This is a genomic window from Sphaerisporangium rufum (assembly GCF_016863395.1).
GTDB lineage: Bacteria > Actinomycetota > Actinomycetes > Streptosporangiales > Streptosporangiaceae > Sphaerisporangium > Sphaerisporangium rufum.
Genome location: NZ_BOOU01000036.1, coordinates 1 through 21,731, shown reverse-complemented (window position 1 = coordinate 21,731; position 21,731 = coordinate 1). Strand labels below are relative to the sequence as shown.

General features: G+C 72.7%; 18 protein-coding genes and 3 tRNA genes. 11 read left to right on the top strand and 10 right to left on the bottom strand.

The genetic code is table 11. The features are described from left to right. Window positions 1-15: 15 nt before the first annotated feature. From Sru01_RS12135 to Sru01_RS12120, 4 genes are all read left to right on the top strand, one after another. Entirely contained in the window at window positions 16-1,635 is a 1,620-nt protein-coding gene (locus Sru01_RS12135) for a metallophosphoesterase family protein (RefSeq protein WP_203984334.1), read from the top strand. A gap of 84 nt (window positions 1,636-1,719) precedes the next feature. Continuing rightward, window positions 1,720-1,792 (top strand) — tRNA-Glu (locus tag Sru01_RS12130). A gap of 105 nt (window positions 1,793-1,897) precedes the next feature. Next, window positions 1,898-1,972: transfer RNA gene (locus tag Sru01_RS12125), tRNA-Asp, on the top strand. 27 nt (window positions 1,973-1,999) lie between these two features. Then, window positions 2,000-2,073, top strand: a tRNA-Phe gene (locus tag Sru01_RS12120). Window positions 2,074-2,956: 883 nt separating this feature from the next. Here Sru01_RS12120 and Sru01_RS12115 read toward each other — a convergent pair. After that, window positions 2,957-4,033 carry an SDR family NAD(P)-dependent oxidoreductase gene (locus tag Sru01_RS12115; RefSeq protein ID WP_239137347.1) on the bottom strand — a complete coding sequence of 359 codons (1,077 nt, stop codon included), beginning with the start codon at window positions 4,031-4,033 and terminating at the stop codon, window positions 2,957-2,959. Window positions 4,034-4,105: 72 nt separating this feature from the next. Here Sru01_RS12115 and Sru01_RS12110 point away from each other — a divergent pair, with 72 nt between their 5' ends. After that, on the top strand, window positions 4,106-4,708 hold the full coding sequence (locus tag Sru01_RS12110; protein ID WP_203984333.1) for a TetR/AcrR family transcriptional regulator: 603 nt from the start codon (window positions 4,106-4,108) through the stop codon (window positions 4,706-4,708). 230 nt (window positions 4,709-4,938) lie between these two features. Here the strand turns inward: Sru01_RS12110 and Sru01_RS12105 are convergent, their stop codons facing one another. After that, a complete protein-coding gene (locus tag Sru01_RS12105) occupies window positions 4,939-5,517 on the bottom strand; it encodes a TetR/AcrR family transcriptional regulator (RefSeq protein WP_203984332.1) in 579 nt (192 codons plus the stop codon). A 71-nt stretch (window positions 5,518-5,588) separates the two neighbouring features. Here Sru01_RS12105 and Sru01_RS12100 point away from each other — a divergent pair, with 71 nt between their 5' ends. Together Sru01_RS12100 and helR are read left to right on the top strand one after the other, a co-directional pair. Then, the gene (locus Sru01_RS12100) at window positions 5,589-6,140 is read left to right on the top strand and encodes an SRPBCC family protein (protein WP_203984331.1); all 552 of its coding nucleotides are present in this window, start codon (window positions 5,589-5,591) and stop codon (window positions 6,138-6,140) included. A 376-nt stretch (window positions 6,141-6,516) separates the two neighbouring features. Next, window positions 6,517-8,658, top strand: coding sequence for an RNA polymerase recycling motor ATPase HelR (gene helR, locus Sru01_RS12095; protein WP_203984330.1), 2,142 nt, complete (start codon window positions 6,517-6,519; stop codon window positions 8,656-8,658). Window positions 8,659-8,732: 74 nt separating this feature from the next. Here helR and Sru01_RS12090 read toward each other — a convergent pair whose 3' ends face one another. From Sru01_RS12090 to Sru01_RS12075, 4 genes are all read right to left on the bottom strand, one after another. Beyond that, window positions 8,733-10,103 carry an FG-GAP and VCBS repeat-containing protein gene (locus Sru01_RS12090; protein ID WP_203984328.1) on the bottom strand — a complete coding sequence of 457 codons (1,371 nt, stop codon included), beginning with the start codon at window positions 10,101-10,103 and terminating at the stop codon, window positions 8,733-8,735. Between the two features lie 321 nt (window positions 10,104-10,424). Then, window positions 10,425-10,973 carry a hypothetical protein gene (locus Sru01_RS12085; protein WP_203984326.1) on the bottom strand — a complete coding sequence of 183 codons (549 nt, stop codon included), beginning with the start codon at window positions 10,971-10,973 and terminating at the stop codon, window positions 10,425-10,427. A gap of 72 nt (window positions 10,974-11,045) precedes the next feature. After that, window positions 11,046-11,573: a hypothetical protein gene (locus tag Sru01_RS12080; protein WP_203984324.1), complete on the bottom strand. Its 528-nt coding sequence runs from the start codon at window positions 11,571-11,573 to the stop codon at window positions 11,046-11,048. Window positions 11,574-11,727: 154 nt separating this feature from the next. Continuing rightward, window positions 11,728-12,612 (bottom strand): hypothetical protein, encoded by an 885-nt coding sequence (locus tag Sru01_RS12075; RefSeq protein WP_203984322.1) that lies wholly within the window; start codon window positions 12,610-12,612, stop codon window positions 11,728-11,730. 393 nt (window positions 12,613-13,005) lie between these two features. Between Sru01_RS12075 and Sru01_RS12070 the strand changes: the two genes are divergently transcribed. The 3 genes from Sru01_RS12070 (at window position 13,006) to Sru01_RS12060 (ending at window position 17,120) form a co-directional block, all read left to right on the top strand. Continuing rightward, on the top strand, window positions 13,006-13,551 hold the full coding sequence (locus Sru01_RS12070; RefSeq protein ID WP_203984321.1) for an RNA polymerase sigma factor: 546 nt from the start codon (window positions 13,006-13,008) through the stop codon (window positions 13,549-13,551). Beyond that, a complete protein-coding gene (locus Sru01_RS12065) occupies window positions 13,548-14,765 on the top strand; it encodes a CU044_5270 family protein (RefSeq protein ID WP_203984319.1) in 1,218 nt (405 codons plus the stop codon). The genes Sru01_RS12070 and Sru01_RS12065 overlap by 4 nt, the downstream gene beginning before the upstream one ends. A 171-nt stretch (window positions 14,766-14,936) precedes the next feature. Next, window positions 14,937-17,120 carry an endonuclease/exonuclease/phosphatase family protein gene (locus Sru01_RS12060; RefSeq protein ID WP_203984317.1) on the top strand — a complete coding sequence of 728 codons (2,184 nt, stop codon included), beginning with the start codon at window positions 14,937-14,939 and terminating at the stop codon, window positions 17,118-17,120. A 39-nt stretch (window positions 17,121-17,159) separates the two neighbouring features. Here Sru01_RS12060 and Sru01_RS12055 read toward each other — a convergent pair whose 3' ends face one another. The 3 genes from Sru01_RS12055 to Sru01_RS12045 all read right to left on the bottom strand — a co-directional run bounded on the left by Sru01_RS12055 (window position 17,160) and on the right by Sru01_RS12045 (window position 18,869). Beyond that, window positions 17,160-17,663, bottom strand: coding sequence for a hypothetical protein (locus Sru01_RS12055; RefSeq protein WP_203984316.1), 504 nt, complete (start codon window positions 17,661-17,663; stop codon window positions 17,160-17,162). 156 nt (window positions 17,664-17,819) lie between these two features. Beyond that, entirely contained in the window at window positions 17,820-18,191 is a 372-nt protein-coding gene (locus tag Sru01_RS12050) for a hypothetical protein (protein WP_203984315.1), read from the bottom strand. Between the two features lie 153 nt (window positions 18,192-18,344). Further along, window positions 18,345-18,869: a MarR family winged helix-turn-helix transcriptional regulator gene (locus tag Sru01_RS12045; protein ID WP_203984314.1), complete on the bottom strand. Its 525-nt coding sequence runs from the start codon at window positions 18,867-18,869 to the stop codon at window positions 18,345-18,347. An 85-nt stretch (window positions 18,870-18,954) separates the two neighbouring features. Here Sru01_RS12045 and Sru01_RS12040 point away from each other — a divergent pair, with 85 nt between their 5' ends. Then, complete coding sequence (locus Sru01_RS12040; RefSeq protein WP_203984313.1) at window positions 18,955-21,063, top strand: MMPL family transporter; 2,109 nt, start codon at window positions 18,955-18,957, stop codon at window positions 21,061-21,063. On the opposite strand, the gene Sru01_RS12035 is transcribed toward Sru01_RS12040, so the two are convergent. Next, window positions 21,042-21,593, bottom strand: coding sequence for a TetR/AcrR family transcriptional regulator (locus Sru01_RS12035; RefSeq protein ID WP_203984312.1), 552 nt, complete (start codon window positions 21,591-21,593; stop codon window positions 21,042-21,044). The genes Sru01_RS12040 and Sru01_RS12035 overlap by 22 nt on opposite strands. Between the last annotated feature and the right edge of the window lie 138 nt (window positions 21,594-21,731).

Below are 21,731 nucleotides of genomic sequence, written 5' to 3'. Positions count from 1 at the left end.
GTAGGCAAGGTGGTGATGAACCTGAACCGCTGGAAGGAAGCCGGCCGGCGCCTGCGCGAGCGCCGCGCCGCACGCCGGACCGCCGGCGTACTCATGATCGGCGTCGTGGCCCTGGCCGGGGCGTGGCTGGGCATCGCCACCGGCGCGCACGTCAGCACCGCGGTCGGGCCGGCGCAGATCGGGATGAGCCTGCGCCCGTCCTGGAGCGGCCAGACCGTTATGGACGTCCGCCCGCTGGGCACGCTGAGATTCGAATCGCACCGCGGCCCGATCCGGCTGGACCTCAGCCTGGACGGCATCCACGCCGATGTGGCCCAGCGGTTGCTGGAGAGCCCGAGATGGGCGGAGAGCCTGCCCGGCCTCATCGAGGCCGACCTGCAGGCGGGCCTGCGCGACCTGGCCCTGCGGGCCGCCCTGTGCGCGATCGTCGGGAGCCTGCTGGGCGGCCTGATCGTCTTCCGGTCGTGGCGGCGGGCGCTGTGGACCGGGCTCGGCGGCCTCACCGCCGTGGGCGTGGCCGGCGCCGTGGCGGTCGCCACCTTCAACCCCAAGTCGATCGCCGAGCCCCGGTACACCGGCCTGCTCACCGGCGTGCCCTCGCTCATCGGCAGCGCGGAGTCGATCGTCTCGCGCTTTTCGGAGTACCAGGGGCAGCTCGCCAAGCTCGTCACGAACGTGTCCCAGCTCTACCAGGCCGGTACGACGCTGCCGGTCTACTCGCCCGATCCCGACACGCTGCGGGTGCTCCACGTCTCCGACATCCATCTCAACCCGGTCGCCTGGAGCACCATCCGTTCGCTGCAGGAACAATTCAAGATCAACCTGATCATCGACACCGGGGACATCGCCGACCACGGCACCAAACCGGAGAACAAGTTCGTCGAGGAGATCGGCAAGCTGGGCGTCCCCTACGTGTACGTCCGGGGCAATCACGATTCGCAGTCCACCCAGCGCGCCGTCGCCGCGCAGAAGAACGCGATCGTGCTGGACGGCGGGGAGAAGACCGTGCAGGGCCTGCGCATCTACGGCATCGGCGACCCGCGGTTCACCCCCGACAAGACGGTGGACGTGAAATCGGACGCGCAGATGCTCACCGAGCTCGGCCGCACGCACGCGGCGCGGCTGGTGCCCACCGGCGGTGGCCCGAAGGCGACCGCGGACCGGAGCTCTCCCGCGCCCTCGCCGAGCCCCGGTACGGCGGTCGCGGTCGCCCGTGACCCCGCCGCCCGGATCCCCGTCGACGTGGTGGCGGTGCACGACCCCACGGTGGGCCGGGCGTTCGACGGGGCGGCGCCCCTCGTCCTGTCCGGTCACGTCCACGCCCGGTCGACCGAGAAGCTGGGCTCCGGCACCCGACTCATGATCGAAGGGTCTACCGGCGCCGCCGGGCTGCGCGGCCTCGAACACGACGAGCCGACCCCCGTCCAGGCGTCGGTTCTCTACTTCGACCGCAAGACCCACCGGCTCCAGGCCTGGGACGACATCACGGTGGGCGGACTCGGGGAGCAGTGGGTACAGATCCAGCGTCATCTGGAGAGCGAGCCGGGTCGTACAATTTCCTCGGAGCCGTCGCCCGCTCCGTCCCCTGCGGAGACGGAGGAGGACGCCGGCACCACGACGCCACCGCAGAGGTAACCGCTTTGGCATCGGGGCGCTACGTCCCCTATGCTTCAGAGGTCCCCGACGGAAGGCGTCATGGATCCAGGACGCAAGTCCTGAGCCCCCATCGTCTAGCGGCCTAGGACACCGCCCTTTCAAGGCGGCGGCACGGGTTCGAATCCCGTTGGGGGCACGCGTGAGCGTCAAGCTCACCGGCAAGACGGAAGGTCAAAGACCTCCGAGGAGCTGGTAGGCTGAGCAAGCGCGAAGGCCGGAAGCCACGGCTTACGGCAAGCAAGGTCCTGTAGAGCAGTTTGGAGTGCTCGCCACCCTGTCAAGGTGGAGGTCGCGGGTTCAAGTCCCGTCAGGACCGCTCTGGTAGGTGCTACATCACCAGCCGGGTCAGGTAGCTCAGTTGGTACGAGCGTCCGCCTGAAAAGCGGAAGGTCGGCGGTTCGACCCCGCCCCTGACCACCCCACCTGAACAGCCAAAACGCCCCGAGCCACTATGGTCCGGGGTGTTTTTCTTGTGGCTTGACGACAACACTGACGACAACGCGCTTTCATGAATGGCCGACAGCTCTTGTGACGTCGGAAGTCCTCCCCGGGACTCCAGGCCCGCGTCGAAGGAGTGGTAGCGGATCTCTCAGTCCGGGCTGAGAATGGCCTCCAGCACCGCCATGGATCGGCACAGATCGCGGAGCATTGGGCGTCGGGCAACAGCCGGGCCACCTCGCGAGCGGTCATGCTCTCCATCCAACCGGATACTGGTGACGGCCTAGGTAATGCCTTACGTGAACCGCAGGGGAATTCGCACCGCGGTCTCAGCGGCCGGACACGCCAACCGGGCCGAGTACACCGCTCGTCCGCGGTCGCCTAAAGACGATGGCGGTCCATTGGCGCGATAGATCGCCTCGCCGGAATCACGATCTGGTAGAGCCGGCTACGGCCCGGATCGGCGTCGAGCTCCTGATCCCCATTAAAACACCCCGTGGCCGAATGCCTCGAGGCGCCTTTGCTGTTCGGTGGGACGGGCAAGCGTCTTCTCAACCGGCAACAGACGGATAGCGGGACGCCGCGATGTCCTCGGTGAGGTCTTTCATGGTGAGGTCGGCGTTCAGTGCGCTGACCACCGTCTGCGTCAGCGGGCGGAGGGCGTAGACGTGCCCTCGGCCTTTCCGGGGTTGCGGAATTCGTCGGCCGACGACAACTCGCTCGACATCCGGGGTGGAAGAGCACCGGCGGAGCACGCGCGCCGCCGTTCGACCCTCCGGACGGCTCTTCGAACCGGCGTCGATCGGTGGGGTCCGCCGGTCCTTTTCGGCAGGCAGTGACAAGCGAGTCTGCCGCCTTTGAGTTACGACCTGGTGATCTGGGAAGGCGAATGACCCGCGGACGGTGAGGCAGCCGGGGCTGAGCGGGAAGTCTTCATGGAGGCCGTACCGGTCTCGCCTCCCTGGTCCAGCAAGGCGTTGATCATCTCCTGGAGCCGGGTGCGTCCGACGGTGCCGAGCGCGCCGGTGAGGGCATGGGCGAGTTTGTCGAACGGGTCGTCCATCGGCAACTCCTTCACTTTCTCGGACAGTTCCTCCACGCTCCACAGCCCGTCTTTGTGGATGTGGCCGCCGAGGGACCAGCCGCGGTTGACCGCGACCGTCCCGCCCCGCACCGACAGCACCTGGCCGGTGAGCGGGCAGGCTGAACTGGCCAGGTAGGCGGCGACAGGCGCGCTGGCAGCGGGGTGCAGGGGGTCGAAACGGCCCGCCGACGGTTCCTGAGTCATGCCGGGAACGGCGAGGGTGAGCCTGGTGCGGGCCATCGAGGGCGAGATGCAGTTGACCCGCACGCCGTACCGGCCGAGTTCGAGGGCCGCCACTGTGGTCAGCGCCGCGACACCCGCGTTCCCCGCCGCGTAGGAGACCTGCGCGGGCAGCGGATTGAGCAGTCCGGAGCCGGAGGAGGTGTTGACGACGGCGCGGTCGGCGTGGACACCTGCGTGGAACTGGTCGCGCCAGTGGCGGGCCGCCCAGTGCGTCACCGCGAAGGTGCCCTTGAGCTTGACGGTCAGGACGTCGTCGAAGTCCTCCTCCGACAGGTCGGCCAGGCCCATGTTCCGTTCGATGGTCGCGTTGTTGACCACTACATGCAGGTCGCCGAAGGACTGTAGTGCCGTCTCCACCATGCGGCGGGCACCGTTCCAGTCGGCGACGCTGTCGACGTTGGGCACGGCCTGCCCGCCGCGGGCAGTGATCTCCTCGACGACCTTCGTCGCCACGCCGGCATCGCCGGCGGTGCCGTCGATGGCAACGCCGGGGTCGTTGACGACGACCTTGGCGCCTTCGCCGGCGAAGAACAACGCCTCCTCTCGCCCGATTCCGCGCCCGGCTCCGGTGATGAGGACGACGCGCCCGTCCAGACTTCCCATGATGACCATCCTTAAGTGACTGCAGTCTCTGTACATATTCATAGTATGCATCGATTCGTAAGATGCAATAAACTGCCCCGTATGGTGGAGAAACTCGGACTGCGGGAGCGTAAGAAGCAGCGCACCCGGCAGGTACTGATCGAGGCGGCGGTTCGCCTGTTCGAGGACAAGGGCTACGACCACGTGACCGTGGCTGAGATCGCGGACGCGGCGGAGGTGTCCCCCCGCACCTTCTTCCTCCACTTCCGGGCCAAGGAGGACGTGTTACTGGCCAATGCCGACGTTCGCGTCGACCTGGCGCTACAGACGATCGCCGAGCGCCGTGCCGAGGAACCGTTGCCCGAGTTGCTGGTACGGGCAATGGACCAGATGATCGCCAACTCCTGGGACAGTGACCTCGCAAGCGGACTGGCAGCACTTCGGACACGGCTGGCGGCCTCGGTGCCGGCACTGCAGGCCCGGCTGCTGCAGCGTTACCTCACCGCGCAGGCCGAACTCGCGCGGGCGCTGCAGCGGGCATTCCCTGACCGGCTCGACGCGATCACAGCCGCCGCCTTGGTCGGCGCGATGGTGGGCGCGGTCGGCGCGTCCGCCTCGACAGCGCTGCAGCGCGGCGACGGACCCGCCGAGGTACGGAACGCCATGCGGGAGGCCATGGCCCTGGTGGCGCGATCCGTCACCTGATCACTCCGGGGCGTACGCCGCAATTCCGCCGTCCAGCGGCTCGCCCCGCGGGCAACGGGCTGCCTCGGCCAGACTCCGGCCGAGCTCCAACCGCCGCAGCAGGCGCACTGGAGAGTGCTCAACCGGGCGTCTTCGGACTCAGGTACGGCCAGTCGGCCGATCCTTCGCCCGACAGTCGACGCGCCTCACGCGGGCGCGGGACGGAAGGTGTGGACGTGTGCGCTCGGCGTTCAGCAGGGGCGGTCGGCGAGCAGGAGGGTGGCGGCGCGGTGGAGGGCGGCCGCGTCGGCGGGTGTGGGGGTGGCTCCGTCGCGGAGCGTGCGGCGGGCCACGGCGTAGGGCAGGTCGACCACGGCGAGGATGAGGTCGGGCAGCGCGATGCCGGTGGCGGCCGCCGTGGCGGTCAGCGCGGCGTCGAGGGCCTGCCGGTCGGCCTCGGCGCGGGCGGCGAGGGCGGGGGAGATGTCACCGCGTAGCAGGTCGCGCAGCGAGTGGCGTAGCAGCAGGGCGGCGTCCTCGGGGTGCGCGCCGCACCAGGTGAGCACGGACACCGCGGCGTGCGCGGCAGCTTCGGCGCTCGCGGGTTCCAGCGCGTCCAGATAGGCGTGCAGGAAGCGGTCCTGGGCGCGCAGCCAGGCCGCCGCGACCAGGTCGTCGCGGCGCGGGAACCGGTGGTAGACCGATCCGCTGGACGCGCCGGTGGCCTGGCAGACGGCCCGGGCGGACGCGGCGGCGGGACCGCCGGCCAGCACCAGGGCGCGGGCGGCGTCGAGCATGGCCTCGATGGAGTGCTTGACCGGCTGCGGCATGAAGTAGAGACTATCCTCTACATGAACTAGAGAGACCTCTCTAGTTGCAAGGGATGCCCAGGAGGCGGCCAATGGTGCACAACGTCCACGAACGGCGGCTGCCGGTGCCGGCCGCGGCGGCCGGCGAGTTGATCGATTCGCTGGCGGGTCCGGACGACCGGTTGTGGCCACGCCATCGGTGGCCGGCGATGCGGTTCGACCGGCCGCTCGGCGTCGGAGCGGCCGGCGGGCACGGCCCGGTCCGCTACACGGTCGAGGAGTACCGGCCCGGTGGGTGGATCCGGTTCCGGTTCAGCGCGCCGGCCGGTTTCCACGGGTACCACGAGTACGAGGTGATCCCCGAAGGAGATCGCGACTGCCGGCTGCGGCACCGCATGGAGATGACCATGGGCTGGCCGGCCTGGATCACCTACCCGCTGTTCTACCGCCCGCTGCACGACGCCTTGATCGAGGACAGCCTGGACGTCGCCGAGGCCGGCGTGGCGCTCGCCCGGGCCAGGCCGCGGCGCCTGGGAAGGACGGTACGTGTTCTGCGGTCGATGGCCGGTGTCCTGCGGGGGCGGGTGCCGGCGCGTTCCGCGAGTCACTACGTGAAGGCGGATCCGTCGCACGGAGGGCGATGACCGGGAAGGGCGACCGGAAAGGGGAATGCCCGCGCCTTTCCACTCTCAAGCTATAGCGCACCAGGGGGCTTGCGGCAAGGCCCCGGTCATGCCGCAGAATCGTCGGCCGAAGGCCGGAACCTGGGAAGGCGGGGGCGTTAAGTGCGGGTGTTGTCATCGATGAACGGGCCGGGCGGGCCGATGGAACGGGGAGCTCGGTGGTCGCGGGCGTCCGGTGCGGCGGCGGGGGCCCGGCCCGGCGAGGATCTCCTGGGCCGGGGTCGGCGGTACCGTGACCTGGGCGCACCGAGCGGTGACCGTCGCCTGACGCGGCCGTCCCCGGCCGCGAACCGCCGCCTGACGGGGCCGTACCCGGCCGCGGATCGGAGCCGATGACATGAGTCCCGTGACCACCAGCGCGTTCGACCTGCCCGAGCGCCTCTCACGCAAGGCCGACCCGGCCCTGATCGCCGACGACGAGCGCCGTTTCGCGGCCATCGCGGAGAGCATGGCGGCGTCGATCGCCGACCTGTCCGACCGGCTGGACGCCGCGCGCAAGGCGCCCGGCGGCCGGGGACGGCAGGCGATGGACCGTGACCTGGAGGTCCACCGGCTGTCCGGCCGGCTGCGTGCGCTGCGCCGGTTCGGCCTGGACCTGTGCCTCGGCCGGATGGTCGCCGCGGACGGCGCCGAGCCGGTGTACGTGGGACGGCTCGGTTTCACCGACGCTTCTGGACGCCGGCTGCTCGTCGACTGGCGATCGCCCGCGGCCGAGCCGTTCTTCGGCGCGACGCACGCCAACCCGATGGGCCTGGTGAGCCGGCGCAGGTACCGGTGGGCGCGCGGCCGGGTCAGCGACTACTGGGACGAGGTGTTCACTCCGGAGGGGATGACCGGGCACGCCGCGCTGGACGACCAGTCCGCGTTCATCGCGAGCCTGGGCGCCGGGCGCTCGGGACGGATGCGCGACGTGCTGGGCACCATCCAGGCCGACCAGGACGCCATCATCCGCGCCGGATCCGGCGGCGCGCTGGTCGTCGACGGCGGTCCGGGCACCGGGAAGACCGTCGTCGCGCTGCACCGGTCGGCCTACCTGCTGTACTCCGACCCGAGGCTCGGGCACCGCCGGGGCGGCGTGCTGTTCGTCGGCCCGCACCAGCCCTACCTGGCCTACGTGGCCGACGTGCTGCCCAGCCTCGGCGAGGAGGGCGTGCGGACCTGCACGCTGCGGGACCTGCTTCCCGAGGGGGCCACGGCGGAGGTGGAGGCGGACCCGGAGGTGGCCAGGCTGAAGTCGTCCGCGGACATGGTGGAGGCGATCGAGCCGGCCGTCCGGTTCTACGAGAACCCGCCGGCCGAGGGGATGACGGTGAAGACCGACTGGTCGGAGGTCTGGCTGGGTCCCGAAGACTGGGCCGAGGCGTGCCAGGCGGCGGAACCCGGCACCCCGCACAACGAGGCGCGCGACAAGATCTGGGAGGAACTGCTCGCGATCCTGGTGGACCGGCACGACGACGAGGTGCCGGCCGAACTGGTCCGCCGCTCGCTGCTGCGCAACCGGGCACTGATCACCACGTTCAACCGCGCGTGGCCGGTGATCGACCCGGCCGACCTGGTCGGCGACCTGTGGACGGTCCCCGCCTACCTGCGGATGTGCGCTCCCTGGCTGTCCCCGGACGAGGTCCGGCGGTTGCGGCGCGCGGACGCCCAGGCCTGGACGGTGTCGGACCTGCCGCTGCTGGACGCGGCCCGCCTCCGGCTCGGCGACCCGGAGGAGTCGCGGCGCCGGCGCCGGCGGGCCGCCGATGTCGCCGCCCGGCGCGAGCACCTGGCCAAGGTCATCGAGGACACGCTCGCGGCCGACGACGACGGCGAGGGCGCGGTGACAATGCTCAGCGGGCAGGACCTGCAGGACGCCCTCATCGAGGAGGACGCCGTCCCCCGTACCGAAGCGGACCTGCTGGCCGGCCCGTTCGCGCACGTCGTCGTGGATGAGGCCCAGGAGCTCACCGACGCCGAGTGGCGGATGCTGCTGGCCCGCTGCCCGTCCCGGAGTTTCACCATCGTCGGAGACCGAGCCCAGGCCAGGCGCGGGTTCACCGAGTCGTGGCGGGAACGGCTCGGGCGGATCGGTCTGGACCGGGTGGAGCTCGCCTCGCTGAGCGTCAACTACCGGACGCCGGAAGAGATCATGACGGTGGCCGAGCCGGTCATCCGGGCCGTGCTGCCGGACGCCAACGTGCCGACCTCGATCCGCCGCGGCGGCGTCCCGGTCGGCCACGGATCCGCCGCCGAGCTCGGCTCGATCATCGACGGGTGGCTCGCCGAGCACGCGGAGGGCGTCGCGTGCGTCATCGGCGACCCGGCGTTCCGGCCGGTGCCCCGCGTCCGGTCGCTCACGCCGGAACTGGCGAAGGGGCTGGAGTTCGACCTGGTGGTCTTGGTGGATCCGGAGAGGTTCGGCGAGGGCGTCGAAGGAGCGGTCGACCGCTACGTCGCGATGACCCGGGCGACCGGGCGGCTCGTCATCCTCACCTGACCCTGACCTGCGGCTCCGGTCGCCGCCGCGCTTCCCCTGCCCGGTGGTCCCGGTGCCGGGGCTCGTCGTCCTTCTTATCGGCCGGGGCGGTCGAGGACGAAGCCGACCTCGCCGTCCCGGGCCGGCAGATGCTCGGCGGCGATCTCGGTGGACCGGATCGGCTCGCCGGCGGTGAGGAGGGTGAGGCCGGCCGCCAGGCCGGAGGCGGTGGTGGTCAGCGAGGTGACGGCGAGGCCGGCGGTGGCGCCCTCCCCGGTGAACGCGAGGTCGACGGCGAAGCCGCCGGTGGACGCGCCGGGCAGCCTGGCCGCCATGGCGTCCAGGGCCCGGGCGCGGCAGGCGGCGAGCCCGCCGGGGCCGCCGCGCAGCACGTAGACGGCCCCGGGTGTGTCCGGCGCGCCGACGGCGACGTCCGCGTACCCGTCGGCGTCCAGGTCGCCGGTCGCCAGCGCCGCGCCGAACCGGCCGACGCCGGGCGGGCCCGCCGGCATGCCCGCCGAGCCGGGACCGATCGGCTCGGCGGGTCGGAGTCCGCCTGGTGACCCGCGGCTCACCGTCACCCGGCCGGCCGGATCCCCGGAGTGTCCCCAGGGGATGCCCGCCACCACATCGCCGTGGCCGTCACCGTCCAGGTCGGCGATCGCCACATCCGCCACGTCCCAGCCGGGGAAGGTGCCGCGGATCCGGCCGGCCGGGCCGGCCGGTGACCCCCGGTACACCACACCGGTGCCCTCGTCGGCCGGATCGTCCGCCGAGTAGGTGACGGCCAGGTCGGCGAACCCGTCCCCGGTGACGTCGCCCGCCGCCAGCGGCCCGACCGCGACGGCGGCACCGCGCCGCAGTACCGGCCGCCAGGTCGCCCGGCCGGCCCGGACACCGGCGCCGCCGCCGGCCACCCACACCGTGGCGCCGGCGCCGGTCACCGCGAGGTCGTCGTCCCCGTCGCGGTCGAAGTCGCCCGTGGCGAGCGCGTGGCCGGCGGGCCCGCCCGGGACCGCGGGCAGCGTCACCTGGCGGTCGGACAGGCCGCCGCGGCCACCGAGGACGACGGTCAGGCCGGCGGTGCGGCCGCTGCCGGCGACCACGAGATCGGCCCGGCCGTCACCGTCGAGGTCACCGGTGGCCGTCGCCCGGCCGAACCGGCCGCCCGGCCCGGTGACGACCTGCCGCCGTCCGGCGGCGATCCCGTTCGCCGAGCCGTACCGGATCTCCACCCGCCCGGCGCCGGGCAGGCCGGCGGCGAGGTCGGCCCGGCCGTCACCGTCGTAGTCGTGCCCGCGGACGTCACCGGCCGCCACCGGGACGGGCGGCGGGCGGACGGCGCTCGACGGGCAGCCGGCGGCCGGACCCGTCCAGGCAGGCGCGGCGGGTGGCGGCCCGGCGCAGGCCGCCACCAGTACCACGAGCAGGACGCTCGCGGCCCTGCCGGAGAACGCCGGGATCATCTCGCGACGATATCCGTGCCTCGCGGATCCCCGCCGGCAGGGTGAGGTCCTTCGCGTGCGGCGAGGTTCGCCAGGGCGCGCCGGACCCGTCGAGGCGGGCATCCGGCCGGCCGGACGGGGCCGGCCCGGACCAGGCCGTCCGGGTCCGAGGCCGTCCGGTCCGAGGCCGTCCGGGTCCGAGGGGCGCGCGGGTCCAACGGTCGCGGGTGCAAGGGGCGCGCGGGGCCGAGGTCGTCCGGGTCTGCGGTCGTCCAGGGCTGAGGGTGGTCCAGGGCTAAGGGGCGGCAGGGCCGGCCTGGTCGGGCCGGCCCGGTGGCCCGGTCAGGGGGTGTAGATCTCCTGGAACTTCACGATCTTGCCCCGGTACACGGTGATGAGGCCGGGACGGTGGCCCCGCTTCAGCAGGGCGGTGGCCGCCTTGGCCGAGCAGCGCCGGGCGCCGAGCCCCCTGCGGTCCACGGTGAGCTTGCTGCCGGTGCAGGCGAGCGCGCTGTAGTAGGCGAGCTTCGGCGAGACGCGCGACGCGTACGCCATGACGTCGCCCTGCTTCGGACCGGTGAACCAGCCCTCGGTGTTGCCGGACCGGTCCTTCACCCACTTGATCGGGGTGTACTCGGCCACACCGGCGCGGTAGTGGGTGACCCAGCCGCGGAGGATGCCGTCATGGCGGGAGCTGATCCCCCGGGTGAAGTCGTGGTGCGGGTCGGCCTGGAAGGACGTCCCGAAGATCGCGGGCTCCTTGAACTTCGGGACGGCGGCCGCGCCGGCGGGGACCGTCCCACCGGCGACCGTGGCCGCCGCCACGGCGACGACGGCCATACCGCGGATCAGGGCGCGGCGGGGTGTCGAGTGCTTCGCGGAAGTCTTCATGTCTGAAGAGACTGGCGAATCCACCCGCCGGTTGTCCTGATCTTTACCGGAAGCGGGACGCGTTGCGGGCGGTCAACCCGAGACGGGCACCCGGGCACCGGTGGCGAGCTGCTCCAACTGGGCGCAGAACCTCGCCGGAACCTCCTTGTGGTCGGTCACCACCAGGACGAAGCCCTTGCCGTTCCGCGGGGTGACCTTGTATCCCATGATGGTCTCCCGGGTGACGCCGAGCGAGGGGATCGCCTTGGGCGCGCGCTTGCGCGTGATCGCGGCGACCTCGGGCCACGGCAGCACGGTCGCCGCGCCCTTCCGCACCCGGACCAGCCCGCCGGGGTGCAGGGAGTAGTGCTGGGCTCCCTGGACGGCCGTCTTGACGCTGAACGCGAACATGGTCAGCCCGCCGACGAAGGTCAGTAGGCCCAGCACGCCCAAGGTGCGGACGTCGGCCGCGGTGCCCGCCCACATGAGCAGCACCCCGGCCACGCACGCGGCGATACCGAGGATCACCGCGAACCTGGCTCCGGAGCCACCGGTCGCCGGGCGGTGCTCGATGATCCGCGGGCCGAGATTCCTTTCGACCTCCGGATCGAGAACCACCATCGAATTGGACATTTTTCCCCCGTTCTCCGACGCAGAACCCGAGGATCTTACTGTTTCGCCTGGAAAAGGCGCAGAAAAACTGACAATTCACCTGGATCTGCTGCCGTAGTACGCGGCGGCGGACCGGGCCGGATCCGGCCCGGTCCGCTCAGGGTCACGCCGCGCGCAGGAAGACGGTCCGCAGGTATCCGCCATGGGAGGAGCAGACTCCCGAGCGGCCGCCGGACATGCTCACCTGCTCGTCCTTGCACATGACCAGGTATCCGCGGCCGGTGTCGTAGGACGGAATGCAGGTGAAGACCGCACACGCCGCCCGGTCCGGCGCCGTCTGGAGGCGTCCGGTGTCGCAGAACGTGTAGCCGGCCGGGTTCACGGGGGCGCCGCAGAACGCGTCCGGGGTCGGGGTGGTACCCGGCTCGGTGATCGAGGGATCCGGAGTCGGGGTCGGGGTCGGGGTCGGGCCGTCGGACGGATCGGGCGTCTCGGTGGTGCCGGGGGTCGGGGTGGCCGTCACGGTCTCGGTGACGGTGACCGCGGGCGTGGCGGTGACCATGGCGGTCGCGGTTTCGGTCACTGTCGCGGTCACTGTCGCGGTGGCGGTCGCGGTGGCCGTTTCGGTCACTGTCGCGGTGGCGGTCGCGGTGGCGGTCTCGGTGACCGTGGCCGTGGCGGTGGCGGTCCGGGTGGCCGTCACGGTCGCGGTGGGGTGGGCGGTCGGAACGGCGGTGCGGGTGACGGTGACGGTCGGCGCGGGGGTGGGGCTGGGCGTCGACGGCGCCGCCACCGAGACCGTGTGCTTGCCGCTCTTGTAGTGGACGGCCTTACCCAGGTGCTTGTTCTGCCACGACGTCCGCTGCCCGGCGACGGTCATGGTGGCGGTGATGGTGCGGCAGGACTTCTTGCTCACGCAGACGCGCTGCTTGACGGTGAACCGCTTCGTGGTGCCGTACCGGTTGGTGACCTGGACCCGCAGGTACGACCGGCCGCTCGCCCTGATCGCCGAGGTGGTCACGGTGTACTTCTTCGCGCTCGCTGCCACCGGCGTCACGCCGGCGGCCGGACCGGCTCCCGGCGACATCGCCCACAAAATCATGACAAAGGCGATAAATGTACCGGCAGCCGCCAAAGTGGGAGTTAGGTGCTTTATCGACTTCAGCATGGTTCATCCTGGATGTTGCCCTAGATCCGATATGACATCGGTTTTCCTATCACCTTTGCCGGTAGCACGGTGGCCGGTCCGGTAACAGGCAGGCCGCGATCCCGCCAGGGCCGCCACGGCCCCCGCCGGGGGCCCGGAGGGTGGCGATCGCGGATCCTCCGGGGAACGGCGGTAACGTCCGGGCGCGCCGGACCACTTCCTGGTGTCGGATGAACGGCATCCGGGAGTGAAGGGGAAGTGGCGGTGGCGGATGATACGCAGAGATTCACCACCATGTACGACGAATGCCGACAACGGGTCTGGGCCTACGTGGTCAGCCGGGCCGGCCGGCAGGTGGCGGACGAGGTGGTGAGCGAGACCTTCGCGATCGCCTGGCGGCGGCTGCCGGACGTGCCACGGCCCGCGCTGCCCTGGTTGCTGGGCGTGGCCCGCAACGTGCTGCGCGACAGCGTGCGCGCCGAGGCCAGGCGCGAGGCGCTCGCCGCCGAGATGCGCACCTGGACGGTGGGCGACGTCGGCGAGCAGGTCACCGAGCGGCTCGGCGTGCTCTCGGCGCTGGCCCGCCTGGCGGAGGACGACCGGGAGGTCCTGGTGCTCGTCGCCTGGCAGGGCCTGTCCCCGCGGGACGCCGCGGCCGTCGTCGGCTGCTCGCCGGCGACCTTCCGGGTGCGCCTGCACCGGGCCCGCCGCCGGCTCGCGCGGGCGATGGACACCGCCGACGTCGCGGACCCGGCGGGCGGCACGGACAGGGGGACGATGACGGACGCGGCCGAGCGTCCCCGGTCCCGGAGCACACGTCTCAGCGAGGAGTGGTCATGAACCCGATCGATCAGCTGCGGGCCGCGCGCCCGGCCCACCTGGCGGACACCCGGGTGGACGAAGGCACCCGGGCGGCCGAACTGGCCCGCGCCATGGCGACGCCGCGACCGGCCCCGGCGCGCCGGCGGCCCGCCGTCCGGCGCGGATGGGGATTCGGCCTGGCCGGTGCGGCCGCCACGGCCACCGCGGTGGCCGTGGCGGTGTCCGGCGGCGGGGGAACGGCGCCGCGGGCCCCCTCGGACGGGAGTCTCGCGGCCTCGCGGGCGCCGTCGGCGGACGCGTCGGCGCCTCCGGTGCGGCTGTCGGCCCGCGCGGTGCTGCTGGCCGCCGCCGAGCGGGCCGCCGGCACTGCGGACGAGGTGGGCGCGTACTGGCACACCGTGACGGTGAGCGGCAGCGTGTTCGCCGCCAAGGGCGGCGGGTACCGGATCGTGCACCGCCAGCGCTCCGAGCAGTGGACGCCGTCCGCGACCGGCGGCGAACAGATCGGCCGCTCGCAGACTCTCGGCGCCCGCCCGCTGGCCGCCGAGGACGAGGCGGCGTGGCGCCGGGCCGGATCACCGGTGGAGATACCGGTGACCGTGGCCGGCAAGCCGAAGCCGATGACACTGTCCACCCGGCCGGGTGAGGTCCAGGACAGCCGGGCCCCGCTGGTGGACGGGGACAAGGTGTTCTGGCTCGGCCGCAACGTCACCTTCGCCGAGCTGCGCGGCCTGCCCGACGATCCGGGCCGGCTGAAGGCGTGGCTGCTGCGGTCCTACGACGGCCATGACACCGAGTCGTCGGGCATTCCCATGTCGTCGGACGCGTGGCTGTTCGCCGTCACGAACGGGCTGATCCTCGACATGCCGGTCACGCCGGCGGTCCGTGGCGCCGCCTTCCGGATGCTGGCCGAGCTGAAGTCCATCAAGGTGGCCGGGGAGGTGGCCGACGGAGAGGGGCATACCGGCACCGCGGTGGCGATCACCGAACCGGCCCTCAAGGACGGGAGCCGCCTGGAGAGCCGGTTGATCTTCGACGAGGCCACCGGCCGGCCCCTCGGGGCGCAGCGCGTCGTGGTGCGGTCCGGCGGTTCGGTGGCCGGCCTGCCGCCGGGCACGGTGTGGAACCGGCAGGCGGTCATCTCCGCAGGCTGGACCGACGAGGCCCCCGGTGACTCCGGCGGCCCGGACTCCGGGGACCGGCCCGCCACCGAGGCGGTTCCGGCCCCCTGACGCCGACCCGGCGCCGGCCCGGCGATGGTGCGCGAACCGGCATTGACCGGGCATGGCCCGCTGCCCTTTCATGGAGCAAAGTGATCATCGAAGGGCCGCCTCCCGGCACGAGGTCCGTGCCGGGAGGCGGTGTTCGGAGCCGGCGCCGTCCCGGGCGCCGGCGAGAGGTGGGTGATCCAGATCACCGAACGTGCCGCGGGCGCCGCACTGGACGTGTCCGCCGACGCATGGGTGGGCGCGGGCCGGGGGCTGGTGGCGGCCGCGGACCTCCTGGCGGGCGAGGTGGACGCCTACTGCGCGGCGCTGGCGGACGCCGGGCACTGCTACGGGACCGACGCGCTCGGGTACGCCGCAGCCGAGGGTGGCCCCCGGACGCCGGGTCTCCGCCCGGTGCTGGACGAGACATTGCACGAGCTGGCGGGTGCGGTGACGGCGCTGCGGCGCGCGGGAGCCGGGTTGGCGGCCGGTGGACACGGCTACACCGCCGCCGAGTCCGCCGTATCGGCCATGCTGCGGGGCGCGCCGGCCGGTCGGCCGGTGCCGGACGGTGCCGGGCACCTGGTGGTGGCGGACTACCGGCCGCCCGTCACCGGGGCGGGCATGGTGCGCGCCGTGCCGCCGCCGGACGGATGGCGGCAGGCGATCGCGCTGGTGCAGATCGTCACGGTGGGCTGTGAATGGCCCGACGGGGACGGCGACGCGCTCCGCTCGGCGCGGGACGCCGCCGGCGCACTGGCCGGGACGGTGCGGTCGGTGCGGGCCGACGCCGCCCGGCACGCCGCGGAGGTGCTCGCCGGGACAGGGGCGGCCACCGACCGGTTCGGCGCGGTGTGGCAGGAGCTGGACCGGCGGCTCGATCAGCTGGCCGTCCGCTGCGGAGAGATCGCCGGGCGCTGTGAGATGATCGCGCGCACCATCGACGCCGCCCGGCTCCAGTTCGGGCTCACCGTGGTGTTCGTCCTGGTGACGCTCGCCGCGGCACCGGTGGCGGGGATAGGGGAGATCGCGCTGCTCCGGCTGGTCGCCGTGCAGGGCGCGCGGTTGCGGGCGGTACTGGTGGCGGCGCGGCAGGCCCTGCTCGGCGCCTGGCTCGCCATGGGGTCGGACGCCATCGGCCAGTGGGCGCACATCCACCACGGCCTGCGGGACGGGTTCGACGCCCGCGAACTGCGCGCGGCCGGCGGGTACGGCGCGCTCGGCGGCCTGGTCGCCGGGGCTGGGCGGGGCGCGGTCGCGGCCCTCGGCAGGCGGTTCACCCCGCTCGCCCCGCTGGCGCCGCTGATGCGGGAGAGTTCCGCGGCCGGGTACGCGGCCCGGTTCGGCGTCGACGGCACCAGCGGGACCGCCGCCGTCCTGGCCGGGCAGGCGGTCTCCGGGGAATCACCGGACGTCCTGGCGGCGGTACGGCTCGGCTACGGCTCGGCCCTGGTGAACACGGCGGCCGACGCCGCGGTCCCGGTGCGCGGCTTCGTGCGCGGGCAGGACATCGAGGTGAGCACCTGGAACATCGGCGGTGGCCGGACCATCCGATCGACAGGCCGGTTCGACTACGTTCCGGGCGAGAACCTCACCCCGTTCGCCGAGGCGCTGGCGGGTGGCCCGCACGCCACACCGCCCGGCTCCCGCGGCACGCCGGCGGGCGGCCGGGCGGCGCGCGTCGTGATCCTGCAGGAGTCCCACGTGTCGCGGGACGGTTCCGGGGCGTCCATCGCCGAGAAGCTCGGCACGGTCCTCGGCCTGCCGCACGTCGCCGAGACCCGGATGTGCCCGTCGCACATCGATCCCGCCAGTGACTTCGCCCTGGCCGTGCTGGCCGACGGGCCGGTGACCGGCCACACCGTGCACAAGCTGCCGGACCCGGACTTCCCGCTGCGCATCAACGGTGCGGGCGATCCGGTGGTGCCGCTGAACCGCTCCCTCCAGGTCGCCGAGCTCGCGGCCGGGCCGGGACAGGGCCGGGTCTTCGTCGGGAACACGCATACCTGCCCGCTGGACTACCTCGGTCATCCCGGCGGGTACGAGAGCGGGCCGGGTGTCGGACATGCCCGGGACATCGAGCGGCTGCTGCTGGAGGCGCTGCCGCGCGACCGGCCGCTGCTGCTGGCCGGTGACTACAACACCGACGACCTGCTGCGGGTGTATCCGGAGCTGGCGAAGGCGCTCCACCTGCGCGAGGCGCTGGAGGTGCCGGCCACCGTCCCGTGGGGCGGCACGCCGGACCACCTGCTTTACTCGCCCGCCTTCCGGGTGCGCGAGGTGGCGGTGACGGTCCCACCGACCGATCATTACCTGTCGCGGGTCACCTTGCACTACCGGCCGTGGCGGCAACTGCTGGTCCGGTTGTTCGGCAGATGAGCGGTGCGGCCGCGCCGTCCGGCCGGGGCGGTGCCGCCGTCAGCCGCACGAGCCGTCGTCGCCGGCCGGGATGAACGTGCGCACCATCTCGCGGGCGGAGGTGGTGGACTCGGTGCGCAGCCGCCGCTCGGCCCGGCCGTTCACCACGAGGACGAGGTTGAGAGTGATCTTGCACACCTTCGCCCCGCGGCACAGCGCGTTCTGGATGCCGGTGGCGCCGTCCACGGTGTAGGGCGAATTGTGCTGGTATCCATGGTTATAAGTGGGGCTGCGCACCGCGACGATGTTGTGGTTGCGGGTGCCGTTCCCCTCGTGGCTGTGGATGTCGCCGGCCGCGGCCTCCTCGCCCGGATCGGGGATGCTCGCCCGCAGACCCTCGTCGCCGCCGTCGCCTGGCACGCGTTGCCCGCCCGTCCCGGCGCAGAGCGTGGTGCCGCTCGCCGGCGGCCCGGCGACGAGCGCCGACACCGCCGCGGCCCCGGCCACCAGGCGGGCGGCCCGCCGCCCGCCGCGTCGTGCCGTCCTCGTGCCCGCCCGCTCCATCGCCGCCCCCACCCCGGCCGGCGGGCGCCGTCCGCCCGAGCCCCGGTCCGCCCGCAGCCTACGGCCGGGACGGCGTGGCCGGCCGCCGGCCGGCCACGCCGCGCGCCACCTCATTGCCCGGCCATTGCCGGATCCGGTGAATGTGACGGCTCGCCATCACCCGCTCGATACCCACATCTTCTGCCGGATGGAGCACACCCGGTGCTTGCGGCGGCACATTCCGGCCTGGGTCGTCGATCGCCCGTTGACGCTGGCGTTCTGCATCGACTGGAAGCCGTAGCTCTGGGTGGGGCTGATGATCGAGGAGTAGTTCACGTTGTACTTGCCGTTGCCGAGCCGGGTGTACAGCCGGTTGCCGTGCGGCGGATACGGCTCGCGCGGCCGGGCGGCCGGGACGGCGGTGGCAGCGGCGGAGGCGGGCACGGCCAGCACGCAGGCGGGCGTGCCGGCCAGCAGAAGCGCGGCGAGCAGGTCGCGTGCCCTGGCGGCTCGGCTCGCGGGCCGGTGATCGGTCATGTCGGTGGGCACCTGCCCTTCTTGTGGGAGCACCCCCGGCGGCGCTCCGCGCCTCCTCATGGCGGCGACATGGAGTCCGTACCCCGGCGCCAGGCCCCGGCCCCGCGCCGGGCCGATCGGCGACCGGATGATCGACGGCCTTTTACCAGGGACGGCGGCGGGCCGTCATCCCGCGGGCGGCGGGGCGGGCGCGGACTCGCGCCCGCCGGGACCGGTGCTCTCTTCGCGGGCGCGCATGGTGGCTTCGGTGCTCTCGGTCAGGAACCGCCTGATCAGCGCCCGCTCCTCCTCGGAGAACCGCTCGAGCACCGCCGACAGCTGGCGGGCGAGCGGGGCGAAGAAGCTGCCGGCCAGGGTGACCGCCTGCTCGTGCAGGCTGAGCTCGACCTTGCGCCGGTCGGTGGTGCTGCGGCTGCGCTCGATGTGCCCGGCCTGCTCCAGCCGGTTGAGCAGCGCCGTGGTCGCCGGGGCGCTGAGGTTCAGTTGGGCGCCCAGTGCACCCGGGCTGAGCGGCCGGTCCTGGCGGGCGGCGTCCATGATGACGACGACCGCGTTGAGGTCGGTGCGGTGCAGGGCGTGGCCGACCGCGAACCCCTCCACGAAGCGGTCCAGCTCCACGTTGAGGCGGCGCAACAGCGTCATCAGCTCGAAGGGCGTCGTGTTCTCGTCACCCGGCGGGTCCGCGCGCAACTACTGCCTCCCTCGTGTTGCAAAACCAGACGACCGTCCCATATCTTTCCACCACCGGAAATATTCTACTATGGAAAGAATTTTGATGAGACGAGCTGAGCATAGTAGGCGGGCCGCGCTGTGGGGGCGGCGCGGAAAGTGGCTCACCGTCGCGCTGGCGATGGTGTTCTCCGGTCTGGCCCTGGCGTTCGGCGGCAGCGCCGAGGTCAGCACCGATCCGGCGGCGGCGCTTCCCAAGGGGGCGGAGTCGGCCACCGCGCTGCGGCTGCAGAGTCAGCTGCCGAGCGGCCAGCTGATGCCCGCGCTGGTCGTCTACAGCCGCGACGGCGGCCTGACCGAGCAGGACCGGTCCGCGATCACCGCGGACGCCGAGCGCCTGGCCGCCCTCGCACCCGGTGACCGCCTGCCGCCGCCGCGGTTCGCGCCGCGGAACGACGTGGCGCTGGTCACCATCCCGCTCGCCGGGTCGATGGGGAACACCGAACTGACCGAGGCGGTGGGCAAGATCCGGGCCGAGGCGCGGGCCGGCCTGCCCGACGGCGCCAAGGCCGAGGTCACCGGCCCGGCCGGTTTCCGGGTGGACCTCGCGTCGGTCTTCGACGGCGCCAACATCACGCTGCTCGCGGTGACCGCCGGCGTGGTGGCGCTGCTGCTGCTGATCACCTACCGCAGCCCGTGGCTGTGGCTGGTGCCGCTGAGCGTGATCGGGATCGCCGACCAGGTGGCCGCCAAGATCGTGGCATTCCTGACCCGCACCACCGGCCTCAGCGTGGACGACTCCACCCTCGGCATCACCTCGGTGCTGGTCTTCGGGGCCGGCACCAACTACGCGCTGCTGCTCATCGCCCGATACCGGGAGCAACTGCGGCTGCACGAGGACCGCCACCTGGCGATGTCCGGCGCGGTCCGCTCGGCCGGCCCGGCCATCCTGGCCAGCTCGGCCACCGTGACGCTCGCCCTCGGCACGCTGGTGTTCGCGCTGTCGCCGTCCAGCCGCAGCATCGGCCTGGCCGGCGCCATCGGCATCGTCACCGCGGTGGTGTACGCGCTGATCGTGCTGCCCGCCGCCATGGTGCTGTTCGGCCGCGGGCTGTTCTGGCCGTTCGCGCCGAAGGTCGGCCAGGCCGACCCGACCCGTACCGGCCTGTGGTCCAAGGTGGGCGGCGCGGTGTCCCGGCGCCCGGCCCTGTCGGCGCTGCTGAGCGTCGTCGCGCTGGCCGCCCTGGCGTCCGGGATCATCGGAGTGCAGAGCGGGCTGTCGCAGACCGAGCAGTTCCGCGACCGGGTGGAGGCGATCAGCGGCCAGGAGACGCTGAGCGGCGCCTTCCCGGCCGGCAGCGCGCAACCGGTCACCGTGATCGCGCGCACCCCGCTCGCCGAACAGGTGCGTGCCGCGGCCGCCGGCGTCCCGGGCGGCCCTCAGGTCAACGTCACCGACCGTACCGCCGAGTACACCCGGCTGGACGTGGTGCTCGGCGTCGAGCCGGGCACCGAGCGGAGCTTCCAGGCGATCCGCGACCTTCGGACGGCGGTGGCCGCGGTGCCGGGCGCGTCGGCGGTGGTCGGCGGCCAGGAGGCGACCGACCTGGACGAGCGGGAGGCCGCCGTCCGCGACCAGTGGGTCATCATCCCGATGGTGCTGGCCGTGGTGCTGCTCGTCCTGCTCCTGCTGCTGCGCTCGGTGGTGGCGGCGATCCTCCTGGTGCTCACCGTGGTGGCCAGCTTCGCCGCCAGCTTCGGGGCCGGATGGTTCGCCTTCAAGCACTTCTTCGGCTTCCCGGCGCTCGACCTCGGTGTCCCGCTGCTGAGCTTCCTGTTCCTGGTGGCGCTCGGCGTCGACTACAACATCTTCCTGACCACCCGGGCCCGGGAGGAGGCGGCCCGGGAAGGCACCCGGGGTGGCATCGTCACCGCCCTGGCGGTCACCGGCGGCGTGATCACCAGCGCGGGCATCCTGCTCGCCGCTGTCTTCGCGGTGCTCGGCGTGCTGCCGCTGATCACCCTCACCCAGATCGGCGTCATCGTCGGGTTCGGCGTGCTGCTCGACACGCTGCTGGTCCGCAGCGTGCTGGTCCCGGCCCTGGTGACGCTGCTCGGCGACCGCTTCTGGTGGCCCGGCTCGCCGGCCCACCCCCGGCACGCGCGCGAGAGCGGAGCGCCGGCCGGGGCGGCTCAGGAGGCGCCGGTCAGGTAGCGCTGGAAGGTGGGGCCGAGCCAGTCGACGATCTCCTCGGGGGTCAGCGCGACCACCGGCGGCAGGTGGATCACGTACCGGCACAGGGCCAGCCCGAGGGCCTGGGTGGCGACCAACCCGGCCCGCCGCGCCCCCTCGGCCGGGTCGCCGGCCAGCCGCCCGGCCACCGGGCCGAGCTGGCCGGCGAAGATCTGGCGCATCCGCTCGGCCGCGTCCTGGTGGGTGACACCGGCCCGCATGAGGATCATCAGCCCGTCGTCCTCCTCCCAGCGGCGGATCAGATGCGCGGCCAGCGTCGTGCCGACCCGGTCGGCCGGCACGGCGGACAGATCGGGCAGCCGCAGGTCGAAATCGGCGGCGGCGGCGAAGAGCTTCTCCTTGCTGCCGAAATAGCGCATCACCATGGCCGGATCGATCATCGCGTCCGCGGCGATCGACCTGATGGTGGCCCGGTCGTAGCCGTCGGCCGCGAAGCGCTCCCGCGCGGCGGCCAGGATCGCGTCCTTGGCGTCCTGTGATGTTCTACGCACATCAACGAGTGTAGGCCAACAAGCGTTGACAACGCATTCTTCGTGACGCATCCTGAAGTCAACGCCCGTTGGCCAACAAACGTTGACGCGGTTGCTGAGCAAGCCGTCCAAACCCCGCTAGCCCAACCCAGCCGGTTC

Coding starts and splice junctions, on each gene's coding strand:
- Sru01_RS12040 (WP_203984313.1), top strand. CDS start 18,955: ATGAGACGAGCTGAGCATAGTAGGCGGGCCGCGCTGTGGGGGCGGCGC.
- Sru01_RS12135 (WP_203984334.1), top strand. CDS start 16: ATGAACCTGAACCGCTGGAAGGAAGCCGGCCGGCGCCTGCGCGAGCGC.
- Sru01_RS12070 (WP_203984321.1), top strand. CDS start 13,006: ATGTACGACGAATGCCGACAACGGGTCTGGGCCTACGTGGTCAGCCGG.
- Sru01_RS12110 (WP_203984333.1), top strand. CDS start 4,106: ATGGTGGAGAAACTCGGACTGCGGGAGCGTAAGAAGCAGCGCACCCGG.
- Sru01_RS12085 (WP_203984326.1), bottom strand. CDS start 10,973: ATGAAGACTTCCGCGAAGCACTCGACACCCCGCCGCGCCCTGATCCGC.
- Sru01_RS12055 (WP_203984316.1), bottom strand. CDS start 17,663: ATGGAGCGGGCGGGCACGAGGACGGCACGACGCGGCGGGCGGCGGGCC.
- helR (WP_203984330.1), top strand. CDS start 6,517: ATGAGTCCCGTGACCACCAGCGCGTTCGACCTGCCCGAGCGCCTCTCA.
- Sru01_RS12080 (WP_203984324.1), bottom strand. CDS start 11,573: ATGGTGGTTCTCGATCCGGAGGTCGAAAGGAATCTCGGCCCGCGGATC.
- Sru01_RS12105 (WP_203984332.1), bottom strand. CDS start 5,517: ATGCCGCAGCCGGTCAAGCACTCCATCGAGGCCATGCTCGACGCCGCC.
- Sru01_RS12090 (WP_203984328.1), bottom strand. CDS start 10,103: ATGATCCCGGCGTTCTCCGGCAGGGCCGCGAGCGTCCTGCTCGTGGTA.
- Sru01_RS12065 (WP_203984319.1), top strand. CDS start 13,548: ATGAACCCGATCGATCAGCTGCGGGCCGCGCGCCCGGCCCACCTGGCG.
- Sru01_RS12115 (WP_239137347.1), bottom strand. CDS start 4,033: ATGGTCATCATGGGAAGTCTGGACGGGCGCGTCGTCCTCATCACCGGA.
- Sru01_RS12100 (WP_203984331.1), top strand. CDS start 5,589: ATGGTGCACAACGTCCACGAACGGCGGCTGCCGGTGCCGGCCGCGGCG.